Genomic DNA, 20,495 nt, shown 5'->3' on the forward strand with positions numbered 1-20,495 from the left:
GTCGTGACGGGGGGCAACTCCACCGCGCGGGCCGCGGGGATAGTGACGCTGGTGGTGGCGGGCCTGCTCGGCTCCGCGTACGTGCTCGGCCGCAGCCTCGTCCCCGACCAGACGCCGCCGCACACCGCCGGCGTCACCACCAACGCCGACGGGCCGCACTACGCCGACCAACCCAGCGTCGGTGAGCCGGGCGCGACACCGGGCGCCAGCAGCAGCGCCGGCCCGGTCGAGACCGGCCAGGACGGGTCCGGGCGAGACGCCGGAGGCGACAAACTGTTCGGCGCGCACTCCACCACCGGCACGCCGCGGCTCGCGCTGACCTTCGACGACGGGCCGGACCCGCGCTACACCCCGCAGGTCCTCGCCCTGCTGCGCGAGTACGACGTGCGCGCCACGTTCTGCGTGGTCGGCGAGAACGCGCAGAACCACCCCGACCTGGTCCAGTCGATAGTGGACGACGGGCACACGCTGTGCAACCACTCCTGGCACCACGACGTCGGCCTGGGCGCCCGGTCGGCCGACGCGATCCGCTCCGACCTGCTACGCACCAACGCCGCGATCCGGGCGGCGGTGCCGAACGCCCCGATCGTCTGGTACCGCCAGCCGGGCGGGGCCTGGACGTACCCGGTGGTGTCGACGGCCCGGCAGCTCGGCATGACCCCGCTGCACTGGTCGGTGGACCCGTCGGACTGGGACCTGCCCGGCGCCAACAAGATCACCGCGACGGTGCTGAGCCAGGCCGAACCGGGCTCGGTGGTGCTGCTGCACGACGCCGGTGGGGACCGGCAGGGCACGGTGGACGCGCTGCGCCAGATCCTGCCCGACCTGACCGCCCGCTTCGAGCTGGAGGCCCTCCCCACCGACCCGACCTGAGCCGCGGCTTTGCGGCGACGGTCCGGGCGTCACGACACGCAGCGGATACGGTGGCGGAATGAGCAGCGCGGAGCCGACCAGCGACCAGGTGACCCGGACCGACCGACTGGCGGCGGCGGAGATCGCCGACGTACTGGCCCTCGCCAGTTCAGCGGGTGACACCGACGGGGCGGACCCGCTCGACGAACACGTCCTGCTCCGGCTGCGCGACCCCGACGCCGCCGCCGTGCACCTGATCGCCCGCGCCGACGACGGCACCCTCACCGGGTACGCGCACCTGGACACCACCGACCCGGTCGACGGGATCGGGGTCGAGCTGGTGGTGCACCCCGCGTACCGGCGACGGGGCACCGGCCGGGCGCTGGCCCGGGGCGTACTCGCCTCGGCCACCGGGCCGCTGCGGGCGTGGGCGCACGGCGACCACCCGTCGGCCGCCGCGCTCGCCGTCGACCTCGGCTTCACCCGGGCCCGGGTGCTCTGGCAGTTGCGCCGACCGTTGGCCGCCCCGCTGGGTGAGCCACGCCTGCCCGACGGGGTGACGCTGCGCGCGTTCCGACCCGGGGCGGACGACGCGGCCTGGCTGGCCCTCAACGCGCGGGCCTTCGCCGAGCACCCCGAGCAGGGCCGGTGGACGTCGGACGACCTGCGGGTCCGCCTCGCCGAGCCGTGGTTCGACCCGGCGGGCTTCTTGCTCGCCGAGGAGACAGCTACCGGCCGGCTGCTCGGTTTCCACTGGACCAAGGTGCACGAGCGGCCGGGGTCGGCCCGGATCGGCGAGGTGTACGTGCTGGGGGTGGAGCCGACCGCGCACGGCGGCGGGCTCGGCCGGGCCCTGACCACCGCCGGGCTGGCGCACCTGCGGGACAAGCGCGGCCTGGACCGGGTGATGCTCTACGTGGACGACTCGAACACCGGGGCCGTCGCGCTCTACGAGCGGCTGGGCTTCGCCCGCTGGTCCGCGCACATCAACTACCACCTGGGCTGACCGTCCGCCGTCGCGCCGAGCGGGTCACCGGCGGGTAACGGCCGGGCGTCGGCGACATAACAGCGAACCGGAAATATACCCATACTTCTGACAGGTGCATCCCGGTTCACTTAACGGACAACTCACCCTCAGCGAGCGGTCACCTCAACGGCCGTACGTGTTCACCTCGCGTTCACTTGCGACCGGCGAACCGGCTACCTGGCACTTCTAACTTTCGTGTCAGCCGGTCAGTGCCGGTCCTCGGGCCCCGGATCGGGGCGCCAAGTCAGACGCGAAGGGAAACCCCTCAGGTGAAGCTCCAGCGGTACGGCGCGATTGCCGGCCTCGCCCTTGCTGCGACGCTCGGTCTCAGCGCATGCGGCTCGGACAACAACGAGCCCGCCTCCGGCGCCAGCGCTTCGGGCTCGGCCGCCGCGGTCGACTGCGCTACCGGCACGCTGAACGCCCAGGGCTCGTCGGCGCAGAAGAACGCCATGGCCGAGTGGATCAAGGCGTACCAGCAGAAGTGCCAGGGTGTAACGATCAACTACGAGCCCAGCGGCTCGGGCGCCGGTATTCAGGCGTTCATCGCCGGGACCGCCGACTTCGCCGGCTCCGACTCCGCGCTCAAGCCGGAGGAGCAGCCGCAGGCCGACGCCAAGTGCGTCGGCGGCAAGGCCATCCACCTGCCGATGGTGATCGGCCCGGTGGCCGTCGCCTACAACGTCAGCGGCGTGGACAACCTCCAGCTCAAGCCGGCCACCCTGGCGAAGATCTTCGCCGGCACGGTCACCAAGTGGGACGACGCCGCGATCAAGGCCGACAACCCGGGTGCCACGCTCCCGGCGACCACCATCCAGACCGTCCACCGCTCGGACGAGTCGGGCACCACCGACAACTTCACCAACTTCCTCTCCAAGACCGCCGAGGCGGACTGGACCTTCGGCAAGGCCAAGGCGTGGAAGGCCCCGGGCGGCACCGGCGCCAAGGGTTCGGACGGCGTGGCCAGCCGGGTCAAGGGTGCCGACGGCTCCATCGGCTACATGGAGTGGTCGTTCGCCGAGAACGCCGGCCTGAAGATGTCCAAGATCGGTAACGGTGCGGGCGAGTTCGCCGCGCTGACCGCCGAGGCGGCCGGCAAGACCATCGCCGGCGCCAAGGTCGAGGGCCAGGGCGACGACCTCAAGCTGTCGATCGACTACAACACCAAGGAGGCCGGGGCCTACCCGATCGTCCTGGCGACGTACGAGATCGTCTGCAGCAAGGGCCTCGCCGCCGACAAGCTGCCGCTGGTCAAGGGTCTGCTGGGCTACGCCGCCAGCACCGAGGGCCAGGCTGCCATGACCGAGCTGGGCTACGCCCCGCTGCCGGAGAGCGTCCGCACCAAGGTCGAGGCCGCAGTCAAGAACATCTCCTGACCGACACCACTCCGCAATCGAATCGAGCGAGCAGATGGGTGAAACCCCCCACCGCTCGGCCGACGCCGGCACCGGCGGGACGCGCGTGACCCAGAGTCACGAGTGGCCCGCCGGTGCCTCGGCGCGTGTGGCCGAGGCACCAGTCAGCACCCGTACCCCGGGCGGCACCGGGCTGGGCGGCGGCGGCGCGCTGCCGCGCAGCCGTAGGTTCGGCGCCGAGCGGGCCTTCCGCGGTCTCACACTGGCCGCCGGCACCGCCGTTCTGGTCATCATCGCCGCCATCGCGATCTTCCTGGTCGTCAAGGCGGTGCCGGCCCTACGCGCCAACACCGAGAACTTCTGGTCCTACGAGGGCTGGTCTCCGAACGAGACACAGCCGAAGTTCGGCATCGGCGCGCTCGCCTTCGGCACCGTGCTCAGCTCGGCGCTGGCACTGCTCATGGCGGTGCCGGTGGCGTTGGGCATCGCCCTCTACCTCTCGCACTACGCACCCCGCCGGCTGGGCACCACGCTCGGCTTCCTGGTCGACCTGCTCGCCGCCGTGCCGAGCGTGGTCTTCGGCCTCTGGGGACGGGACGTCTTCAGCAGCCCGGTCCGGGACTTCTCCGTCTGGCTGAACCAGCACTTCGGCTGGATCCCGCTCTTCGGCGGCGACGGCCCCTTCGGGGCGTCCGTCATGCTGGGCGCCCTGGTGCTCGCCATCATGGTGCTGCCGATCATCACCTCGCTCTCCCGCGAGGTGTTCCTCCAGACGCCCACCGCGAACGAGGAGGCCGCCCTCGCCCTGGGGGCCACCCGCTGGGAGATGCTCCGCACCGCGGTGCTCCCCTACGGCCGCCCCGGCATCATCGCCGCGATGATGCTCGGCCTCGGCCGGGCGCTCGGCGAGACCATCGCCCTGGCACTGACCCTCGGCATCACCTTCGGCATCTCGTTCAACCTGATCCAGAACGGCGGCAACACCATCGCCGCCAACATCGCCAACGCGTTCGGCGAGGCGAACGCGACCGGCCGTGGCGCTCTGATCGCCTCCGGCCTGGTGCTGTTCGCCATCACGCTGATCGTCAACATCACCGCGCGGGCGATCATCTACCGCCGCCGGGAGTTCACGGAGTCGGCCGCATGACCACAACCGCCACCTCCCACCGCACCCGGCCGCCGGCCCAGCCCGACTCGCTGCGGGCCAAGCGGCTGCCCTGGTACGCCGCCCCGGCCATCGCCGTGGTGGCCCTGGCGCTCTCCGCCGTGATCGTCTACGGCGCCGGCGTCGGCGGCCCGGTCCTCGTGGTCGTCCTCGGTGCGATCCTCTACCTGGTCGGGCTCTTCACCGCCGCCAACGCGGTCGAGGGGCGCCGCTCGGCCCGCAACCGCACCTGGAGCGCCCTGATCCACTCCGCCTTCGTGTTGGCGGTGCTGCCGCTCGTGTCGGTGGTCTGGACGCTGGTCAGCAAGGGCGCCAGCCGGTTGGACGCCAACTTCTTCCAGACCTCGATGAACAACATCGGGGCCCGGGACGCCAACGGCGGCGCGTACCACGCGATCGTCGGCACCCTGGAGCAGGTTGGTATCGCCACCCTGATCACCGTCCCGCTCGGCGTGCTCTGCGCGATCTACATCGTCGAGTACGGGCGGGGCAAGTTCGCCTTCGCGATCCGGTTCTTCGTGGACGTGATGACCGGCATCCCGTCGATCGTCTCCGGCCTCTTCGTGCTGGCGTTCTGGGTGCTGATCGTGTCGCCGTGGTTCAACGACGGTCGGCCCAGCTTCTCCGGCTTCGCCGCCGCGCTCGCGCTGAGCGTGCTCATGCTGCCCACCATCGTCCGGTCCACCGAGGAGATGCTCCGCCTCGTACCGGCGCCACTGCGCGAGGGCGCGTACGCGCTCGGCGTACCCAAGTGGAAGACCATCCTGCGGGTGGTGCTGCCGACGGCGCTGCCCGGCATCGTCACCGGCGTCATGCTCGCCATCGCCCGCGCGGCCGGTGAGACCGCGCCGGTGCTGCTGGTCGCCGGCGGTGGCGCGGCGATCAACACCAACCCCTTCGAGAACAACCAGTCGTCGCTGTCCCTCTTCGTCTACCAGCAGGCCGGCGACGCGTCGAAGTACGCCCCGGCACGGGCGTGGACCGCGGCACTCACCCTGGTCGCCCTCGTGCTCATCCTGACGATCGCGGCGAAGCTGCTGGCCCGTCGCAACAGGCTCAGCCGATGAACCCCGGAGGTACCACCATGGCCAAGCGCGTCTCCGCCACGAACGTCACCGCGTACTACGGGGGCTTCAAGGCGATCGAGAACATCAACCTGACGGTCGAGCCGAAGACGGTCACCGCCCTCATCGGGCCGTCCGGCTGCGGCAAGTCGACGTTCCTGCGGTCGATCAACCGGATGCACGAGGTGCTGCCGGGGGCCCGGGTCGAGGGCAGCCTGACCATCGACGACCAGGACATCTACGACCGGGACGTGGACGTCACGGCGGTCCGGCGCACGATCGGCATGGTCTTCCAGCGGCCGAACCCGTTCCCCACCATGAGCATCTTCGAGAACGTGGTGGCCGGGCTGAAGCTCAACGGGGTCCGCAAGAAGTCGATCCTGGAGGACGCGGCCGAGAAGGCCCTGCGCGCCGCGAACCTGTGGGGCGAGGTCAAGGACCGGCTGGGCAAGCCCGGCGCGGGCCTCTCCGGCGGTCAGCAGCAGCGGCTCTGCATCGCCCGGACCATCGCTGTCGAGCCGCAGGTCGTGCTGATGGACGAGCCGTGCTCCGCCCTGGACCCGATCTCCACGCTGGCGATCGAGGACCTGATGTTCCAGCTCAAGGACAAGTTCACGATCATCATCGTGACGCACAACATGCAGCAGGCCGCGCGGGTGTCGGACCGGACCGCCTTCTTCTCGATCGAGAAGACCGGCGACCCGGGCCGGCTGATCGAGTACGACAACACCCAGAAGATCTTCAGCAACCCGAGCGTGAAGAAGACCGAGGACTACATCACCGGCCGCTTCGGCTGAGCCGCCGGTTCCCGCTCCACGAGGAACCTGCCAAGATCGCGCTCGATCCTGGTTGTAGTGGTCTCGGCACGCCGTGAGGCCACTACTTCCCTGTTCGAGCGCGATCTTGGCTGAGGCGCGGGACGCGAGCGGTGCGGGTCGCGATCATGGCTGAGGGGCGGCACGCGAGCGGTGCGGGTCAGGCGAGGACGAAGCGGGGTTCGCCGTTCGGGGGGAGGTCCAGGCGAGGGGTGATCGGGGTGGCGGCGTCCCGGTCGGCCGCCGCCCGCGCCACACCGGCCAGGTCGCCGGCCGCCGCCACCTGGGCCAGCGTGACCATTGTCGGTGGCAGCATGGTCAGCTCCCCGGCCCGCGCGCGGGCCAGCGCGTCCGCCGGCCGGATCCACAGGGTGTGGTCGGCCTCGCCGGAGACGTCGCGGGTCCGCTGCCCCGCCGGCAGCAGGGCCACGAAGAAGTACGTGTCGAAGCGCCGCGGCTCGAACTCCGGAGTGATCCACCGGCTCCACGGCAGCAGCAGGTCCGACCGGAGGGTGAGCTGCCGGTCGGCGAGCAGCGCGGCGAAGCCCAGCCGGCGACCCTCCAGGTCCTGCCGGGCCGCCTCCCAGTCGTCGCCGCTGACGTCGCCCACCACGGTCTCCCGGTTCGGGCCGGCGAGCAGCACACCCGCCTCCTCGAAGACCTCCCGCGCGGCGGCACAGACCACCGCCTGCGCGGCGTCCGAAGCCACGCCGAGCCGGCCCGCCCACTCGCCCGGTGTCGGCCCCGCCCAGTCCAGGTGCGCCTCCGAGTCGGAGCGGTCCACCCCGCCGCCGGGGAAGGCGTACATCCCGCCGAACGTCATCGCGGCGACCCGGCGGATGACGTACACCTCGAAGTCGGCATCGGTCGGGCGCAGCAGCAGGACGGTGGCCGCGACCCGCGGCGTGGCCGGGGTGCCACCCTCGGCCTGGAACCGGCGGGCGTGCTCGACCAGGGCTGCCGGGGCGGCGAAGCCGGCACTGTCGATCGTCATGCCGCGAGCCTAGTTCCCGACAGCGGAACGCCGGCCGCGCGCTGGGGCGATGAGCGGTGGCTCGGTCGACGATTTGAGCGTGATGACTCTGAGGCATCAAAATGCCTCAGAGGCATCACGCTCGTCAGGCCGTCAGGCCCGAGGCGTCGGGTCGGGGTGTGGCAGCAGGCCGCAGACCGGGCAGCGGGCCGGGCAGCGGGCGGTTCAGCTGGCTCGGTTAGCGTTTCGGCATGACTCGTTGGGGCATCCTGGCCACCGGCCACATCGCCAGCCGTTTCGCCGAAGACCTCCGGCTGGTGCCGGACGCCGAGTTGGTGGCGGTCGGTTCCCGCGCCGCGCAGAGCGCACAGCGCTTCGCTGACACGTACGGCGCGAAGCGCGCCTACGGCTCCTGGGTGGAGTTGGCCGCCGACCCGGAGCTGGACGCGATCTACGTGGCGACCCCGCATTCCGCGCACTACGAGGCGGCGATGACCTGCCTGACCGCCGGGCGGGCCGTGCTGCTGGAGAAGCCGTTCACCCTCGACCTGGCCACCAGCACCGAGCTGGTGGACACCGCCCGCGCCGCCGGGGTCTTCCTGATGGAGGCCATGTGGATGCGGCTGAACCCGATGATCCTGCGGATGGTCGAGCTGATCGCGGACGGGGCGATCGGCACGGTGAGCGGCGTCCGGGCCGACTTCGGGGTGGCCGGGCCGTTCCCGCCGGAGCACCGGATGCGCAACCCGGCGCTGGGCGGAGGCGCCCTGTTGGACCTGGGGATCTACCCGATCAGCCTGGCCCACCTGCTGCTCGGCGTGCCGCAGCACATCCGGTCCTGGGCGCAGCTCGGCCCGGAGGGGACGGACGAGAACACCGGCATGCTGTTCGGCTACGACACCGGAGCGCTGGCGACGTTGAGCTGCGGCATGGTCGGGTTGAGCGGGCAGACCGCCTCGATCACGGGCACCCTGGGGCGGATCGACGTGCCGGAGCCGTTCTTCCGACCGGGTTCGTTCACACTGCACCGGGCCGGCGCCGAGCCGGAGACGTTCACGGCGGACGAGGCCGGCAACGGCTACCAGTACGAGGCGATCGAGGTGCAGCGCTGCCTGGCCGCCGGCCTGACCGAGAGCCCGGTGGTGCCGCATGCCACCACCCTTGAGGTGATGGCCCTGCTGGACACGGTCCGCGAGCAGATCGGCGTCCGGTACGTCTGAACAGGCAAAGGGCCCCCGGCCACGGCGAGACCGTGACCGGGGGCCCTTTCGTGCGCTCAGCCGAACAGCGGCCGGACCAGCAGGTAGGTCAGGCACGCGATCAGTGCGGCGGCCGGGAACGTGATGATCCAGGCCAGCACGATGTTGCCGGCCACGTTCCAGCGAACCGCGGAGAGTCGCTTGGTCGCGCCGACACCCATGATCGCCGAGGTGATGGTGTGGGTGGTGGAGATCGGCGCCTTCAGCACCAGGGCGTTGAAGTAGAGCACCGCGCTGGCGACGGTCTCGGCGGCGAAGCCCTCCGGCGGCCCCAAGTCGATGATCTTGCGGCCGAGGGTGCGGATGATCCGCCAACCACCGGCGTACGTGCCGAGGGCCAGCATCGTCGCCGAGGTCCAGAACACCCAGCCCGGGATGTGCGTCTTGCTCTCCTGGAAACCACCGGTGTAGAGCGCCAGCACCACGATGCCCATGGTCTTGGCGGCGTCCTGCATGCCGTGACCGACCGACATGGCGGCGGCCGAGGCGGTCTGCGCCCACCGGAAGCCCCGGTTGAGCTTGCCCGGCTGCCCCTTCCGGAACATCCAGAGGATGGCCAGCATCAGCAGGTAACCGAGGGTCAGACCGACGATCGGCGAGAGCACCATCGGCAGGATGACCTTCTCGCCGATGTTGACCCACTGCACGATGCCGCCGCTGGACAGCAGGGTCGCCCCGACCAGACCACCGAAGAGCGCGTGCGAGGAGGACGACGGCAGACCGAAGTACCAGGTGATCAGGTTCCAGGCGATGGCGCCGAGCACCCCGGCGAAGACCACCCCCAGGCTGCTGATGCCGGTGGGCAGGGTGACCAGGCCGTCGCCGACGGTCTTGGCCACTCCGGCGCCGAAGTGCGCGCCGACGAAGTTGCCGACCGCGGCGAGCCCCAGCGCGATCCGGGGGGTCAACGCGCGGGTCGAGACGCTTGTCGCGATCGCGTTGGCAGCGTCGTGGAAGCCGTTGGTGTAGTCGAACGCCAGGGCTACCGCGATCACCGCCAGGACGGCGATGAGTTCGGGAGACACCGGCTCAGGACTCCTTGACGGCGATGGTCTCGACGGTGTTCGCCACGTGCTCGAAGGCGTCGCAGGCTGCCTCCAGCTCGTCGGCGACCTCCTTCATCTTCAGCACGGTGAGCGCGTCGTACTCGCCGGAGAAGAGGCGGACGAGCAGCTGCCGGTTGATCCGGTCGCCCTCGTTCTCCAGCCGGTTGCACTCGATCCAGTAGTCCTCAAGATCCTTCATCGACTTCAGCCGGGGCATCGCGTCGGCGGTCAGCTTGGCCTGCTGGTCGAGCACGTTGACCATCTCGTGCAGCTCGCGCGGCAGCGCCGGAAGCTCGGTCAGCCCGTACAGGTAGAGCAGGTCGCCGACCGCTTCCAGGTGGTCCATCACGTCGTCCAGCAGCGAGCCGAGCCGGTAGATGTCCTCCCGGTCGAACGGCGTGATGAAGGTTGAGTTGATCTTCTTGTACAGCTCGTGGGTGATCTGGTCGCTGTCGTGCTCGACCTCGGTGAGCCGCTCGCTGACGGACTGCACGTCCACGCCGGGCAGGGCCAGCTCGTTGAGCAGCGCCGTGCCCCGGACCAGGTTCTGCGCGGCCCTGGTGAAGAGCTCGTAGAAGGCGCCCTCGGTGGGGCGGAAGGAAAACTTCACAGCACAGACCTCGTCGCGTCGGTGGAAGGGTGGCGGCACCCGAGAGCGCCCGCTCGGTGAATGCTAGGAAACGGCAGAACCGGGAATTCGCCGGCCCACCCCTGGCCAGGCACCATTCACCGCTCGTTCACCTGCCGTTCACCTCGACCGTCCCACCGGCACCCGCTCCCCCAGCCAACAGGCGCCTCCGCTCCCGGGCCACGTCGAAATCGGCAGCCGGATACCCCAGATCGAGCGTGTCGAACGTCTCACGCAGCAGGTGGGCCACCGCCCAGTCCCGGTACCACTTGCGGTCCGCCGGCACCACGAACCAGGGCGCGGCGTCCGTGCCGCACCGGCTCAGCGCCTCGGCGTACGCGGCCTGGTAGTCGTCCCAGTGCCCCCGCGAGTCGATGTCGGAGGGGTTGTACTTCCAGTGCTTGCGCGGGTCGGTGAGCCGGTCCAGCAGGCGCTTGCCCTGCTCGGCGTACGAGATGTGCAGCATCACCTTGATCAGCGTCACGCCGTCCTCGGTCAGTTCCCGCTCGAACGCGTTGATCTCGTCATAGCGGGCCCGCCAGGTCGCCTCCGGCACCAGCGAGCCGACCCGGGCGATCAACACGTCCTCGTAGTGCGACCTGTTGAACATCCCCACGTACCCCGGCGGCGGCAGCTCCCGGCGGATCCGCCAGAGGAAGTCGTGCCGCAGCTCCTGACGCGTCGGCGGCCCGAACGAGCGGATGTGCAGGCCCAGCGGGTTCATCGCGCCCGCCACCCGCTTGATCGTGCCGTCCTTGCCGCCGCAGTCCATGGCCTGCAACACCAGCAGCACCCGGCGGGCCGGCCGCTCCGATCCGGTCTTGGCCATCGCGAAGAGCATCTCCTGCTGCCGGCCCAGCTCCTCACCGACCAGCTCCACCTGCTCCCGCGCCCAGGTCTTACGGTGCTCGGCGCGGTCCGCCGGCACCGGTAGGCCGGGCATGGACCGCGGGTCGATCGCGCCGAGATCCACCGGCGCGGTGACCCGCAGCAGTTCCCGCATCGAGCCGCCGTCCGGCCCCACGATCTGCCCTTGCTGGGGTGCGCTCATGCACGGATCATCACCCAACCGCCGCCGATCCGCCCGCCGAGAGCCGTCGACGGACCCCGGCCCGGTGACCGACACCCTCGACCTGCGCCCACCGCAGGCACCGACCCACCGGGGCGTTCCGGGGCTGCCGGCACCTCCGCCAGGCGGGAGGATGGAGGCCGGGACACCGACCGGAAGGGGTGGTGGGTCGTGCGGGAACTGGCGACGGAGTTCGAGGCCGAGCGGGGCCGGCTCCTCGCGGTGGGCCACCGGATGCTGGGCAGCCGCAGCGAGGCGGAGGACGCGGTCCAGGAGACCTGGCTGCGCTACGCCGGGGCGCTGGCCGACCCGGCGGCCCGCGCCGAGATCCGTGACCTGTCCGCGTGGCTGACCACCACCTGCGCCCGGATCTGCCTGGACGTGCTCCGCTCGGCCCGGGTCCGCCGGGAGGCGTACCCCGGACAGTGGCTGCCGGAGCCGGTGGTGAGCCCGGTGGACGGTCGGTCGCCGGCCGACGGTTACGCGCCCGACCCGGCGGAGCGGGCGGTCCGCACCGACCAGGTCGGCACGGCGCTGCTGGTGGTGCTGGAGCGGCTCGCACCGGAGCAACGGGTCGCGCTGGTGCTGCACGACGTGTTCGCGTTGCCGTTCGCCCGGGTCGCGGGGGTGCTCGGCACCACCGAGGCGGCTGCCCGGCAGCTCGCCTCCCGGGCCCGTCGGGCGGTCAGCGCGCCGGACGTACCCCGGCACACCGCGGACCCGGCCGAGCAGCGCCGGGTGCTCAAGGCGTTCGTCGCCGCGACCGAGTCCGGCGAGCTGGACCAACTCCTCCAGGTGCTCGCACCGGACGTGGTCTTCGTCGGCGACTCGGGCGGGCACTTCCCGGCGGCCCGTCGGCCGGTGCTCGGCGCCGACGCCGTGGCTCGCCTCACCCTCGGGCTGTTCGGCCGGACCGGCCGGTACGCCGACCGGGTGCTGGCTCGGCCGGTGCTCGTCGACGGCGCGCTCGGCCTGCAGATGGAGACGGCACACAGCGACGGGCGACCGATCCGCCTGGTCACCGCATTCGCTGTGGACCGGGGCCGGATCACCGCCATCTACAACCAGCTCAACCCGGAGAAGCTGACCGACCTGCCGCCGCTGGACGCCGACGACGGCTGGCCACCACGCTGGTGAGCCGGCCCGGTCAGACCACCAGGGCCAACCACTTGCGGTACGCGGTGGCGAACGGCTCGGTGCCGTCGCCCAAGGCCCCGAACAGCCGCTGTGCCGCCGCCTCCGCCTCGACCACCACGTCGTCCGGGTAGCCGAACCGGGCCCGGTGCTCGGCGAACTCGTCCTCGTCGAGCAGCTCCACCAGGCCGGTGGCCCGACGCCGGACGACGTCCAGGTCAAGGTCGATCAGGTGGACGGTGTCGTCGGACTCCCAGCGGGCCGGGGTCGTGATGTCGCAGTAGACCTCGCTGGTGCGCGGCGGCGGGTTGAAGATGGCCGTCCACCAGGCGCGGTGCGGCACCAGCAGCACGAACGGGATCTTCTCCACCGAGGGGCGGCCGTGGTAGACCGACTGGGTGCCCTCGGGCACTCCGAGCCAGATGCCGAGATCGTCCTCCGTGAGCCGGCGGGCCGGGTAGTCGCGGTGGGCGCTGCCGTCGTACTTGCGGTAGATCACTCGGACCATGTCGCTCGGCATGATTCGCACCCTAACCGATACTGCCCACGCGTCGTAGCGCGGCCGTAACCGGACGGCGTCGCCCGCACCGCCCGGCCCGGTCGGCGGCACGCCACGCGGCGGATGGGCGCTACCGGTGTCGGCGGCGCCGGGTACCGTCGCACGGTGACTCCGCCCCGCACCGCCACCGGTTCCGCCACCCCGTCGGCCCGTGCGAAGGGCCGGCGGCGGGGTGCCCGGCCCAGTGGCACCGAGCTGCTGGCGGCGGCGGTCGGCGCGGTGCCCGGTGGCGCGGAACGCCCCGGCCAGCTGCAGATGACCACGGCGATCGAGGCGTGCGTGGCCGACGGTGAGCATCTGCTCGTCCAGGCCGGCACCGGCACCGGCAAGTCGCTGGCGTACCTCGCGCCGGCGCTCACTGTGGACGGCCCGGTGGTGGTCTCCACCGCCACCCTGGCGTTGCAGTCCCAGCTGGTCGACCACGACCTGCCCCGGCTCGCCGACGCGGTCGAGCCGGTGCTCGGCCGGCGGCCCACCTTCGCCGTGCTCAAGGGCCGCCACCACTACCTCTGCCTGGCCCGACTGGACAACTCCACCGAGGAGGAGCCGGAGGACACCCTCTTCGACGCTCCCGCGGCACGTCCCGGCGGCGGCACGAAGTGGCTCGGTGAGGCGGGCCGGTTGGGCAAGCAGATCGAGCGGCTGCGGGACTGGGCCGAGAAGACCGCCACCGGCGACCGGGACGAGTTGGACCCGGGCGTCGACGACCAGGCCTGGCGGCTGGTGTCGATGCCGGCCCGCGAGTGCGTCGGCGCTACCCGCTGCCCGTTCGGGCAGGAGTGCTTCGCCGAGGCGTCGCGGGCCCGTGCCCGCGAGGCGGACATCGTGGTGACCAACCACAGCCTGCTCGCTGTCGACATGCTCGCCGACCGGCACATCGTGCCACCGCACAAGTTGCTCATCGTCGACGAGGCGCACGAGCTGGCCGACCGGGTCTCCTCCGCGGCCCAGGCGGAACTGGTGCCGGAGCTGATCGACCGGACCACCCGGCGGGCCCGGACGCTGCTGCGGCCGGAGACGGCCGAGGCGCTCACCGCCGCCGGCGACGCCCTCGCCGTCGGCCTGGCCGAGGCGCCGGCCGGGCGGATAACCGCGGGGTTGCCGACGCCGCTGCGGGAGGCGTGCACGCTGCTCGACGCGGCGACCCGCACCGCCCTGGACGCGATCGGCGACATCAAGGCCGACGACCCCGACCCGGTGCGCAAGCAGCAGGCCAAGGCCGCCCTGGACGAGCTCTCCACTACCGCGCAGCGGCTGCTGGAGGAGGCCGACCACGACGTGGCCTGGGTGGAGAAGAACGACAGCGGCAGCCGCCGCGCACTGGTGGTCGCGCCGCTGTCGGTGGCCGGCACCCTCGCCACCCACCTGTACGACGAACGCACCGTCGTCGCCACCTCGGCGACCCTGGCGCTGGGCGGTCGGTTCGACACCGTCGCCCGCGCCCTCGGGCTGGACGCGCCACCGCCCGCCCCGCCGACCCCCGCCGCTGCCGCGCTGGCCGCCCGCAGCGGCCCGGGTCGTCCGGCCGCCGAGACGCCGGGCCGCCGCCTCGCCGGCGACGCCGCCCCGAACGCCGTCGTACCGGCCACCGAGGGCCCCGGGTGGCGGTCGCTCGACGTCGGTTCGCCGTTCGACTACGCCCGGCAGGGCATCCTGTACGTCGCCGCGCACCTTCCCCGCCCCAGCGTCTCCGGGCTGCCCGACGCTGCCGGGGAGGAGCTGCTCGGGCTGGTCGAGGCGCTCGGTGGTCGTACTCTCGGGCTCTTCTCCTCACGGCGGGCCGCGCAGCAGGCGGCGGAGCTGTTGCGCGCGCGGACCGACCTGCCGGTGCTGCTCCAGGGCGAGGAGGCGTTGCCGCTGCTGGTGCGTCGCTTCCGGGAGGAGCGCGCCAGCTGCCTGTTCGGGGTGATGTCGCTCTGGCAGGGGGTGGACGTGCCGGGTGACGCCTGTCAGCTCGTGGTCATCGACCGGCTGCCCTTCCCCCGCCCGGACGAACCACTGGCGGCGGCCCGCGCGGCGGCGGTGGACGCGGGCGGCGGTTCGGGCTTCGCGGCGGTCAGCGTGCCGATCGCGGCGGTCCGGCTGGCGCAGGGCGTCGGCCGGCTGATCCGGGCGACCGGCGACAAGGGTGTGGTCGCGGTGCTCGACTCCCGGCTGGAGACGGCCCGGGGCTACGGGCCGTTCCTGCGGCGCTCGCTGCCACCGTTCTGGTACACGACCCGCCCCGAGGTGGCCCGCGGCGCCCTGGAGCGCCTGGCCAAGTCCTGACCCGCTGCGTCCACCCTCGCCCCTCGCGCCACGTCCCGCCGCCAGGCCCCGCCCTCCGCCGGGCCGCACGCCGCACGGCGCACGGCGCACGGCGCACGGCCAAGATCGCGCTACAACAGGGAAAGAGTGGCCTCCCGCACAGGGGAGGCCACTCTTTTCCATGTTCGTGCGTGATCAGGCGGTCGACGGCGTGACCCAGCGGGTCCGGGCGCACAAGGCGCGGGCGCGCCCGGAGCTAGGGGGCCTGGGCGGCGACCACCACGGCGTCGGGCGGGGTGTCCGGGACCCTCCGGGCGGCGAGCCTGCGGACGGCGGTGTTCAGCACCGCGATGAGCGGCACGGAGACCAGCGCGCCGGTGATGCCGGCGAGCACCACACCGGCGGCGATGCCGATGATCACCGCGAGCGGGTGGAGGGCAACCGCCCGGCCCATGATCAACGGCTGGAGCACGTGGCCCTCGATCTGCTGCACGCCGATCACCGCGCCAAGGATGATCAACGCGGTGACCGGGCCGCTGTCGACGAGGGCCACCAGCACCGCCACGCCGCCGGAGAGCGCCGCACCGACGATCGGGATGAACGCGCCGAGGAAGACCAGCGCGGCCAGCGGGAAGGCGAACGGAATGTCGAAGACGACCAGGAAGATGCCGATGCCGACCGCGTCGATGAAGGCGACCAGCACGGTCGCGCGGACGTAGGCGCCGAGCGTGTGCCAGGAGGCGCGACCCGCGTCGTCGACCTTCCACCGGGCGGCCACCGGCAGCAGCCGGACCAGGAAGCGCCAGATCCGGTTGCCGTCGCGCAGGAAGAAGAACGTCGCGAAGAGCACCAGCAGCGTGCCGGTCAGCACCTCGGCCAGCGTCGCGGCGGTGCTCAGGGCGCCACTTGTCAGATTGGAGGTGTTGGAGTTGATCCAGGCCTGCGCCTCGTCGATGTAGCGGTCGAGCTGAGTGTCCGAGAGGTGCAGCGGCCCCGTCTTCAGCCAGTTCTGGATCTGCCGGACACCCTCCGACGACTTCTCGCTCAGCTCCGGTACGCCACGAATGAACTCGTTGACCACCAGCGTCAGCGTGCCGATCACCGCGGCCAGGCCGCCGACCAGCACCACAGCGGTCGCCAGCGACCGGGGGAACCGGATCCGCAGCAGCCAGCCCACCGCCGGCGCGAGCAGCGCCGAGAGCAGCAGCGCGATGGCCAGCGGAATGATCACGATCTTGATCGTGCCGACGATCCGCAGCAGGGCCCAGGCCACCACGCCGATCACGATCAGTCGCCAACACCACGCGGCGGCGATCCGCAGCCCGTGCGGAACGTCGGCGTCGTCCCGGCTGGACGTGGAGCTGTGCAGGTCCACCGGTGGTTCCGCGCCGTAGACAGTGGCGCTCGTCGGCGCGGTCGGCCCCGGCACGGCCGGCGACGCCACCCGGGCGGCCGGCGACGCGTCGTTCAGCGCGTCATCCGCCGCGCCCTCGTCGGCGCGCGCCGACGCCTGTCGTGACTGGTAGGCGCGGCGAAGCCGCCCGCGTACCCGCTCGAAGCGGCTCAAGCGCACCTCCTGGCAGAGAACCCGGCCCGCCCACGGTGACAGGTCGGACAGCATACGTCCGTTCCCGACACCGTAGGGGGTTCCGCCACACAATGCCCCGACCACCTCCGGCGTAACCACCGGCCGGTAGCCGTCGGCCCACACGGTAGCGTCTGCGGCGTGACCGCCGACAACGATCTGGACGCCGGCCTGCCGATCCGCCTGCTGCACGACCGCGTGCTGGTACGCATGGAGGGCAGCGAGGGCGAACGCCGCTCCACCGCCGGCATCGTCATTCCGGCGACCGCGGCGGTCGGCAAACGCCTCGCCTGGGCCACCGCCGTCGGGGTGGGGCCGAACGTACGCGCCATCGTCTCCGGCGACCGGGTGCTCTTCGACCCGGACGACCGCTCCGAGGTCGAGCTGCACGGCCGCGGTTACGTGCTGCTGCGGGAGCGGGACGTGCACGCCGTCGCCGCCGAGCGGATCGAGAACGACTCGACCGGCCTCTACCTCTGACGCACCTCCCCCGGCCACCAGGCCCCGTCGCGCACCGTTTGCCCGGGCGCACGACGGGAAGCCATCCGGCGACCGTGGCCCTGGGGAGGGACGATGCCGGTATTCGTGAAGAAGCTGTTGACCTGGGGCAGTGTCGCGTTCCTGATCTACTTCATGGCCTTCCGGCCGGACGGTGCCGCGCAGATGTTCCGGGCGATCGGGGCCGCGCTGATCGCGATGTTCCAGGGCCTCGGTGACTTCCTCACCTCGCTGATGACCTGAGCCGCCCGCCGCCCGTCGGCAGCGCTCAGGGGTGCGTCGGCGGCCAGGGCGGCGCCGACCGCCCCGGCCAGCCGGGTGCCGCGTACCCCACCGGAGCCGGGGCGGGGGCCAGCACCACCGGGATCGGCACCACCGGCTCGTGCGGCGCGTCCACCGGGCGCTGGGTGCCGTCCGGGAAGCGCAGGTGGTAGCGGCTGCCGTCCCAGACCCCCGCCGGGGCCTGCGGGTCCCGACCGACGAAGAACGTCCGGTACGCGCTGATCGCGTCCAGCAACTCCCGCTCCTCACGTGCGGTCCGCTCCTGGTCGGCGGGCTTGCGGTCCAGACCGCGCAGCGTCCCGTCGCGCAGCAGGGCCAACCGGGTCGCGGCGGACTGGTAACCCCGCATCGCCCGCACCCCGGCGTCGCCGGCCACCCGCCGCGCCCAACTGCGGGCGGCGTGTCGCCTGCCGAGGCTGCTCAGGGCGGCCACCTCGGGCGGGCTGAGCCAGCCAGCGCGTACGTAGTCGGGCAGGACCCGCTCGGTGAGCCGCCCCTCCCAGGCGCGCAGCCACAGCGCCAGCCCCACGGTGCCGAAGAAGACCGGCACCATCAGGCCCAGGAAGCCGTACAGCATGATCACCGCCTCGCCGGTGGCCTGGGTGAGCGTGGGCAGCAGGTTCCACGTGCCGTGCAGCATCATCGCGAGCAGCAGGCCGGCGATCGGGGCGAGCACCCGGATGCGCCGGTCGGCCGTCCGGGAGGCGATCCCCAGCCCCACACCGGTCATCGAGGTGAAAAGGGGATGGGCGAACCCGAACAGCAGGATCCGTAGGATGAAGATCGCGATGACCTGCTGGATGCCGGTCGCCGGGCCATAGCGGTCGGCACCGGAGGCGTAGCCCAACCCGCCCAGGTAGAGGATGTTCTCCACCATCGCGAAGCCGACCGCGGAGAGCCCGCAGTAGACCAGGCCGTCGGTGATCCCGGACCATTCGCGGCGGCGGAACACCAGCAGCAGGATCGGGCCCAGCGCCTTGGTCAACTCCTCGATGAACGGCGCCACCAGCACCCCGGTGAGCGCGGACGGCAGGCCCCAGTCGGCGAACCGGTTGGCCGCGAAGTCGTTCACAGTGAGCGAGGCGGCGGTGGAGACGAACGCACCCCAGGCGAAGCAGAAGATCAGATACTTCAGCGGCTCGGGTTCGTACCGGTCCAACCAGAGGAAGCAGCCGACCAGCACCGGCACCGGCAGGATGGCGGCCACCACCCCGATCAGCAGGGCCTGCGCACCGAGCGACTGGCCGAGCGTGAAGACCATGAACACCGCGCACGCCGCGATGAACAGCACCACCCCGGCCAGCACCAGGAACCGCCGCCAGCCCAGTCGGCGCAGCGGCATCCGGGGCGTCTCGGCCACCGGCGGGGCGGCGGGCGCGGGCGGGCCGGCGGGCGACGGCGGCAGCGGTGAACCGGGCGGGGTGTCGGCCATGCGGTCAGCGTAGCCATCCACCGCCGGCTGGTTCGGCCGCATCGGTAGCCGCTATGCTGCCGGCAGGTCACGAGCGCCAGCGTCAAACCCCGGTTTGCTGGCCGGCAACCCTCGTCGAGTTCGCGGTGGGGTGCCCCGGGTGATGACCGGGCCCAGCCCGATCGGTGTGCTGGGCAAGCGCGGACCCCGTCCCGATGTCGCACCCGGGGTCCCTGACCCCGGAGGTTCCGGCGTGTCCGTCACCCTCGTTCCCTCGCTGCCCACAGTGCCCGCCAGGCCGTCCGCGCCGCTCGACGTCCTCGGTGTGCCCGGCGAGATCAACCTGGACTACGCGGCCAGCGCACCGTGCGCGCGGGCCGCCGCCGACGCGGTGGCCGAGCTGCTGCCCTGGTACGCCAGCGTGCACCGCGGCGCGGGAGCGCTGTCGCGACGCTGCACCCTCGCCTACGAGCAGGCCCGGCAGACGATCGGGGACCACTTCGGCGCTCGCGCCGACGATCACGTGATCTTCACCCGCAACACCACGGACGCGCTCAACCTGCTGGCGCGGGCCGTGCCGGCCGGCACGACGGTCGTCACGTTCGCCGGCGAGCACCACGCCAACCTGCTGCCCTGGCCGCGCGGATCGGTGCGGCTGCCGGTGCCCACCGACCCCGACGGGGCGGTACGCGATCTCGCCGCCGCCCTGACCGAGCTGCGTCGGGGCAGCAACCCGGCGCTGCCGGTGCTGGTCGCGGTGACCGGTGCGAGCAACGTGACCGGTGAGCGGTGGCCGGTCGCCGAGCTGGCGCGGGTGGCCCACCGGCACGGTGCCCGGATCGTGCTCGACGCCGCGCAACTCGCCCCGCACGCCCCGGTCGACCTGCTCACGCTGGACGTCGACTATCTGGCCGTGTCCGGCCACAAGCTGTACGCGCCGTTCGGCGCGGGCGTGCTGATCGGCCGGGCGGACTGGTTGGACGCCGCGCCGCCGTACCTGGCCGGCGGCGGGGCCACCAGTCACGTCGGTCCGGCCACCCACGACGTGACCTGGGCGACCGGTCCGGCCCGCCACGAGGGCGGCACCCCGAACCTGCTCGGCGCGGTTGCGCTGGCGGCGGTGTGCGCGGCGCTCGACGACGCGGACCGGGCCGCGCTGGCCGCCCACGAGCAGGCAGTGCTGGCCCGGCTGCGGACCGGCCTCGCCGCCCTGCCGCACGTCGTGGAGCTGCGCACCTTCGGCCCGGACGCGCCCCGGGTCGGCATCGTCTCGTTCGTGGTCGCCGGTCGGGACTCCACCGAGGTGGCCACCCGGCTGGCCGCCGAGCACCACATCGGCGTACGGGACGGGTTGTTCTGTGCCCACCCGCTGGCCCGGCGGCTGCTCAGTGAGGCGGCGGGACGTACCGGCCGGCGGGACCTACCGCCCACCGCGCTGCGCGCCAGCATCGGGCTGGGCAGCACGGCCGCCCAGGTGGACCGGCTGCTCGCGGCGCTGGCCGAGCTGGGCTGAGGCCCGGCCGGCG

General features: G+C 72.3%; 18 protein-coding genes, 2 pseudogenes and 1 riboswitch. Of the genes and pseudogenes, 13 read left to right on the plus strand and 7 right to left on the minus strand.

What is annotated here, in order from left to right; genetic code table 11:
* Nucleotides 1-3: 3 nt before the first annotated feature.
* The 6 genes from IF22_RS0101860 (at nucleotide 4) to pstB (ending at nucleotide 6,260) form a co-directional block, all read left to right on the plus strand.
* The gene (locus tag IF22_RS0101860; protein ID WP_036410602.1) at nucleotides 4-873 is read left to right on the plus strand and encodes a polysaccharide deacetylase family protein; all 870 of its coding nucleotides are present in this window, start codon (nucleotides 4-6) and stop codon (nucleotides 871-873) included.
* 58 nt (nucleotides 874-931) lie between these two features.
* Nucleotides 932-1,858, plus strand: coding sequence for a mycothiol synthase (gene mshD, locus IF22_RS0101865; RefSeq protein ID WP_030327776.1), 927 nt, complete (start codon nucleotides 932-934; stop codon nucleotides 1,856-1,858).
* Between the two features lie 290 nt (nucleotides 1,859-2,148).
* Entirely contained in the window at nucleotides 2,149-3,255 is a 1,107-nt protein-coding gene (gene pstS, locus IF22_RS0101870; protein WP_030327777.1) for a phosphate ABC transporter substrate-binding protein PstS, read from the plus strand.
* A 34-nt stretch (nucleotides 3,256-3,289) separates the two neighbouring features.
* On the plus strand, nucleotides 3,290-4,381 hold the full coding sequence (pstC, locus tag IF22_RS0101875; protein WP_030327778.1) for a phosphate ABC transporter permease subunit PstC: 1,092 nt from the start codon (nucleotides 3,290-3,292) through the stop codon (nucleotides 4,379-4,381).
* Nucleotides 4,378-5,466: a phosphate ABC transporter permease PstA gene (gene pstA, locus IF22_RS0101880; protein ID WP_030327779.1), complete on the plus strand. Its 1,089-nt coding sequence runs from the start codon at nucleotides 4,378-4,380 to the stop codon at nucleotides 5,464-5,466. The genes pstC and pstA overlap by 4 nt, the downstream gene beginning before the upstream one ends.
* 17 nt (nucleotides 5,467-5,483) lie before the next feature.
* Entirely contained in the window at nucleotides 5,484-6,260 is a 777-nt protein-coding gene (gene pstB / locus IF22_RS0101885; protein WP_030327780.1) for a phosphate ABC transporter ATP-binding protein PstB, read from the plus strand.
* A 178-nt stretch (nucleotides 6,261-6,438) separates the two neighbouring features.
* Here pstB and IF22_RS0101890 read toward each other — a convergent pair whose 3' ends face one another.
* Nucleotides 6,439-7,272, minus strand: coding sequence for an NUDIX hydrolase (locus tag IF22_RS0101890; protein ID WP_030327781.1), 834 nt, complete (start codon nucleotides 7,270-7,272; stop codon nucleotides 6,439-6,441).
* Nucleotides 7,273-7,502: 230 nt separating this feature from the next.
* Between IF22_RS0101890 and IF22_RS0101895 the strand changes: the two genes are divergently transcribed.
* Nucleotides 7,503-8,471: a Gfo/Idh/MocA family protein gene (locus IF22_RS0101895; protein ID WP_030327782.1), complete on the plus strand. Its 969-nt coding sequence runs from the start codon at nucleotides 7,503-7,505 to the stop codon at nucleotides 8,469-8,471.
* 56 nt (nucleotides 8,472-8,527) lie between these two features.
* On the opposite strand, the gene IF22_RS0101900 is transcribed toward IF22_RS0101895, so the two are convergent.
* From IF22_RS0101900 to IF22_RS0101910, 3 genes are all read right to left on the minus strand, one after another.
* A complete protein-coding gene (locus IF22_RS0101900; RefSeq protein WP_030327783.1) occupies nucleotides 8,528-9,535 on the minus strand; it encodes an inorganic phosphate transporter in 1,008 nt (335 codons plus the stop codon).
* 4 nt (nucleotides 9,536-9,539) lie between these two features.
* Nucleotides 9,540-10,166, minus strand: coding sequence for a DUF47 domain-containing protein (locus tag IF22_RS0101905; RefSeq protein ID WP_030327784.1), 627 nt, complete (start codon nucleotides 10,164-10,166; stop codon nucleotides 9,540-9,542).
* A 127-nt stretch (nucleotides 10,167-10,293) separates the two neighbouring features.
* Complete coding sequence (locus tag IF22_RS0101910; protein WP_030327785.1) at nucleotides 10,294-11,235, minus strand: PPK2 family polyphosphate kinase; 942 nt, start codon at nucleotides 11,233-11,235, stop codon at nucleotides 10,294-10,296.
* A gap of 189 nt (nucleotides 11,236-11,424) precedes the next feature.
* On the opposite strand from IF22_RS0101910, the gene sigJ reads away from it, so the two are divergent.
* Complete coding sequence (gene sigJ / locus IF22_RS0101915; RefSeq protein WP_030327786.1) at nucleotides 11,425-12,390, plus strand: RNA polymerase sigma factor SigJ; 966 nt, start codon at nucleotides 11,425-11,427, stop codon at nucleotides 12,388-12,390.
* A gap of 10 nt (nucleotides 12,391-12,400) precedes the next feature.
* On the opposite strand, the gene IF22_RS0101920 is transcribed toward sigJ, so the two are convergent.
* Nucleotides 12,401-12,907: a DUF402 domain-containing protein gene (locus IF22_RS0101920; protein WP_030327787.1), complete on the minus strand. Its 507-nt coding sequence runs from the start codon at nucleotides 12,905-12,907 to the stop codon at nucleotides 12,401-12,403.
* A gap of 102 nt (nucleotides 12,908-13,009) precedes the next feature.
* Here IF22_RS0101920 and IF22_RS36345 point away from each other — a divergent pair.
* A pseudogene (locus IF22_RS36345) lies at nucleotides 13,010-14,407 on the plus strand (ATP-dependent DNA helicase); the annotation flags it as partial.
* Between the two features lie 111 nt (nucleotides 14,408-14,518).
* Nucleotides 14,519-15,214 (plus strand): annotated as a pseudogene (locus IF22_RS36350) (ATP-dependent DNA helicase); the annotation flags it as partial.
* A 235-nt stretch (nucleotides 15,215-15,449) separates the two neighbouring features.
* On the opposite strand, the gene IF22_RS0101930 reads toward IF22_RS36350, so the two are convergent.
* Complete coding sequence (locus IF22_RS0101930) at nucleotides 15,450-16,760, minus strand: AI-2E family transporter (protein ID WP_030327789.1); 1,311 nt, start codon at nucleotides 16,758-16,760, stop codon at nucleotides 15,450-15,452.
* A gap of 159 nt (nucleotides 16,761-16,919) precedes the next feature.
* On the opposite strand from IF22_RS0101930, the gene IF22_RS0101935 reads away from it, so the two are divergent.
* Both IF22_RS0101935 and IF22_RS35285 read left to right on the plus strand, forming a co-directional pair.
* The gene (locus IF22_RS0101935; protein WP_030327790.1) at nucleotides 16,920-17,258 is read left to right on the plus strand and encodes a GroES family chaperonin; all 339 of its coding nucleotides are present in this window, start codon (nucleotides 16,920-16,922) and stop codon (nucleotides 17,256-17,258) included.
* A 93-nt stretch (nucleotides 17,259-17,351) separates the two neighbouring features.
* A complete protein-coding gene (locus IF22_RS35285) occupies nucleotides 17,352-17,519 on the plus strand; it encodes a hypothetical protein (protein ID WP_167337262.1) in 168 nt (55 codons plus the stop codon).
* A 25-nt stretch (nucleotides 17,520-17,544) separates the two neighbouring features.
* Here the strand turns inward: IF22_RS35285 and IF22_RS0101945 are convergent, their stop codons facing one another.
* Nucleotides 17,545-19,032 (minus strand): PrsW family intramembrane metalloprotease, encoded by a 1,488-nt coding sequence (locus IF22_RS0101945; protein ID WP_030327791.1) that lies wholly within the window; start codon nucleotides 19,030-19,032, stop codon nucleotides 17,545-17,547.
* A 23-nt stretch (nucleotides 19,033-19,055) separates the two neighbouring features.
* Nucleotides 19,056-19,176, plus strand: a riboswitch (SAM riboswitch).
* Nucleotides 19,177-19,222: 46 nt separating this feature from the next.
* On the opposite strand from IF22_RS0101945, the gene IF22_RS0101950 reads away from it, so the two are divergent.
* Nucleotides 19,223-20,482 (plus strand): aminotransferase class V-fold PLP-dependent enzyme, encoded by a 1,260-nt coding sequence (locus IF22_RS0101950; RefSeq protein ID WP_030327792.1) that lies wholly within the window; start codon nucleotides 19,223-19,225, stop codon nucleotides 20,480-20,482.
* Nucleotides 20,483-20,495: the final 13 nt, after the last annotated feature.

The organism is Micromonospora parva (genome assembly GCF_000718515.1).
GTDB lineage: Bacteria > Actinomycetota > Actinomycetes > Mycobacteriales > Micromonosporaceae > Micromonospora > Micromonospora parva.

Bases quoted from the DNA above. Each gene is read 5' to 3' on its own strand.
- IF22_RS0101910 (WP_030327785.1), bottom strand. From the start codon at position 11,235: ATGAGCGCACCCCAGCAAGGGCAGATCGTGGGGCCGGACGGCGGCTCG.
- pstB (WP_030327780.1), top strand. From the start codon at position 5,484: ATGGCCAAGCGCGTCTCCGCCACGAACGTCACCGCGTACTACGGGGGC.
- pstC (WP_030327778.1), top strand. From the start codon at position 3,290: ATGGGTGAAACCCCCCACCGCTCGGCCGACGCCGGCACCGGCGGGACG.
- mshD (WP_030327776.1), top strand. From the start codon at position 932: ATGAGCAGCGCGGAGCCGACCAGCGACCAGGTGACCCGGACCGACCGA.
- IF22_RS35285 (WP_167337262.1), top strand. From the start codon at position 17,352: ATGCCGGTATTCGTGAAGAAGCTGTTGACCTGGGGCAGTGTCGCGTTC.
- IF22_RS0101920 (WP_030327787.1), bottom strand. From the start codon at position 12,907: ATGCCGAGCGACATGGTCCGAGTGATCTACCGCAAGTACGACGGCAGC.
- IF22_RS0101895 (WP_030327782.1), top strand. From the start codon at position 7,503: ATGACTCGTTGGGGCATCCTGGCCACCGGCCACATCGCCAGCCGTTTC.
- IF22_RS0101890 (WP_030327781.1), bottom strand. From the start codon at position 7,272: ATGACGATCGACAGTGCCGGCTTCGCCGCCCCGGCAGCCCTGGTCGAG.
- pstA (WP_030327779.1), top strand. From the start codon at position 4,378: ATGACCACAACCGCCACCTCCCACCGCACCCGGCCGCCGGCCCAGCCC.
- IF22_RS0101945 (WP_030327791.1), bottom strand. From the start codon at position 19,032: ATGCGGCCGAACCAGCCGGCGGTGGATGGCTACGCTGACCGCATGGCC.